The following is a 2,702-nucleotide window of genomic DNA, read 5'->3' as shown; positions in this document are numbered from 1 at the left end:
AACCAAAGACGCGAGCGACGCGCCCAGTGCGATGGTGCCAATCCGAGAAGCAATCGATTTCATTGACAGACAAAAGGAGAATCTTCGTGTCCCAGACCTTAGAGCCTTCGAGCGCGCGATGCGCGATATTTTTACAGAGGCAGCTAAGTTAGGCTATCGGCCAACTGAGTTTCTTAGGATGGTCGAACGGGAAGGAGCGTTACCGGCCGCAAGGCGTCTGATCATGAGCAGCGCACCCACGAGCGGTTTCACCAGACTGTGGGAATTGAAACGGCTGGACCTTACGGTGGAGGCATTGGCGTTGCGCGAGCCTTGGCGCCGGTTGTTCAGTGAAGCAGAATTGGGGCAAGCTCGGCAGCGTCTTGAGCGGCTAAACTATAGTTTTGAAGTCTGAGCGGGCATCTTATCGGCCACCGGCCGACTTCTTCCATAACGCCTAGTTTCCGAATCGGGACGTTATGAGGGGCGGCTGGCCGAACCGAAATTTTCAACCCTCCGTCGAAAAGAATGTTTGGAATCGAGTGCGGTCATCGTGAAAAGATCCAATATGGTCTACCGGAAATGCGAGCCTCAGGGTCGACGGCCCGCTTGTTCAGAGTGACCTCACTTTTGGCGCACCGTGACGGTTGCGGTTCCAGTGGCTCCGATCCAGCGGGCAAGCCATCCGACGACAGGTTTGTTGGCGTAGATGAACAACTCCCCGCTGCGCGTAGCCTTGAGGGTTTCCCCCAGCTCTTCTTCATCTTCGGGAATGGCCGACTGGGTGACGTCGACGCGAATATCGTCGGTTTCCGGAGGAGGATCACGATCGAGGTAATCGACATCGGTTCCGAGGCCTCCCGTGCGGAGAACGAGGGAGCCCCAGGGCCGGTCGAACACGCGCCGGAGCGGGAAGAAAGCGGTCATCAACGCCTCCTTATACCAGGGAAGCCTCGATATGGGAGCATCGCCCATGTAGGACGGTACACCAAAGAATGTCCATTGTGCGCCCGCGGGATTGCGCTTCATGTCGATCGCGTAGGACTTGCCGCGGCTCAGGAAGGCGCCCGTTGATGTGCAGCCCGCGCCAGAGGCGATGTCAAACGTGAGCTTGACCGGGCCGTTCTTGAAGCCATTGGAGTCCTTGTCGTCCTGCAAAGTGGTATTCTCGTGGCATACAAAGCCGAAGCCATCAAGCAGGTTGAACCCGAAATGACAAACGAGTTCGGCGACCAGAAGCACGATCACTACGGCCGACAGCAGCGGCGCCACCTTGTGCTTACCAAACCAAAGTATTCCTTGGTAAGCGGGCGACTCGCGCAGACCACGTACCCACTTGGAAGGCAGGTAGCAGGCGATGATCGCCAGGCCGAGAACCACGTTGATGGGTGGACCCACATAGACCGACACAAAATCCCTGACAGATTCGAGCGACTGCGGCCACCAAGGCAGATGATTGATGAAGAGGGGATGAAAGACCAGCAGGACGCCGGCAAGCGTGGCGAGCATGCTGCCGGTTGACGTTCCAAACGGCGCCGCCAGCGGGACTGGCGCCGGATTGGTCCCTGGAAGCGACGCGACCCATATCGGGCGCATTCCATTCTTAATCGATGCGGCGAGAGAAGAACCGAGCCACGTCATGAGGATGACGAGGAGCAGCATGACCACAAACCAGCCAGGTTCCTGGGCGTAGGCGTCCACCCAACGCTTGGCGAACGTTGGCGCAAACGAACCGAGGAGCCGCACCATGTCGGATACGACGTGAAGTCGCGTTCGTGCCTCTTCGTACGGGTAGGTATCCCTGAACAGCGGATATACCAGCAGGTAGGCCGTCGTGAAAACTGTAAGGAAGTAGACGCCCCGCTTGCGCCAGACGATGTCCCAGATTTCTTGTTGGTCGACATGTCGATCGGCCGCGCCGCGGCCCTCGGCGACGATGGGTGTGTTGGGGATGACCGTCATCGGAGCTGGCGTCACGCTTGGCGGTGAATTGTAGGCCACCGCTACGTTCCCAGTCGTGACGACCTCGTATTGCTCGGGAAGGCCGGGCGGCGCGTAGAGATGCGCCCCGACCCTGATCCGGCTGAACACAGTCTCGTGGATCTTCGGCAGCAGGGCCGGCGCCTTCGCTGTGGAGCCGGCCGGCTCCGACTGCGTGGCCTTCTTACGCTTGGTTGCTTCCGGCATCTTTTCATAGAAACTCTCGATCTTTCTCGGGCTGTACCGATAGTAACCCCCGACGCCGCTTCGAGAGTCGTACAACCTTCCGTCCTTGTCCTTTGCTGAATCCGTGTTGAGCAAGGCATCGGGCTCGGCGTTGGCCATCTCCTTGAACACGAGGCCGGCCTCCTGGGCCTCGGCCATGATCCAAGAAAGCGAGACATTAGCCAGCGCATCGTCGGGATAACCGCCACCGACGTTGGCGTGCATGCCGGTAAACCAGACCTGCAGGAGCTGTTCGTCCTTCGTCGACCGTTCAGTACCGGGCGGTTGGGTATTGGTTGGATCTTCATTCCAGAGGACGGGAAAGAATGTTTCTCGTTCGTCGTCGATCGCCAGCGCGTGGCGTGCCTTGTGGATGCGCTGGTCGAACTCATGGCTGGGCAATTCCAGTGGCCAGATCCAGTTGTTGACGCCCCTGGTCATTTCGTCGATGGGCAGTCCGTATGCCGCGACGGTATCCCAGAGTCCGAGAAATTCGATTTTGTCGACCACGCGCTCAC

General features: G+C 58.8%; 2 protein-coding genes. One reads left to right on the top strand and one right to left on the bottom strand.

Translation table 11 applies throughout. The features are described 5' to 3' along the window. On the top strand, window positions 1-394 hold a 394-nt coding region (locus WCB02_RS35645), incomplete at its 5' end, for a hypothetical protein (RefSeq protein ID WP_423966165.1). 209 nt (window positions 395-603) lie between these two features. On the opposite strand, the gene WCB02_RS35640 is transcribed toward WCB02_RS35645, so the two are convergent. Further along, a partial coding sequence (locus tag WCB02_RS35640; protein ID WP_423966163.1) for a phospholipase effector Tle1 domain-containing protein occupies window positions 604-2,702 on the bottom strand: 2,099 nt, incomplete at its 5' end.

The sequence above is a fragment of the Bradyrhizobium sp. genome, from assembly GCF_049581145.1.
GTDB lineage: Bacteria > Pseudomonadota > Alphaproteobacteria > Rhizobiales > Xanthobacteraceae > Bradyrhizobium.
The sequence above is the reverse complement of the archived record's forward strand: the minus strand, read 5'-3'. Positions and strand labels throughout refer to the sequence as shown.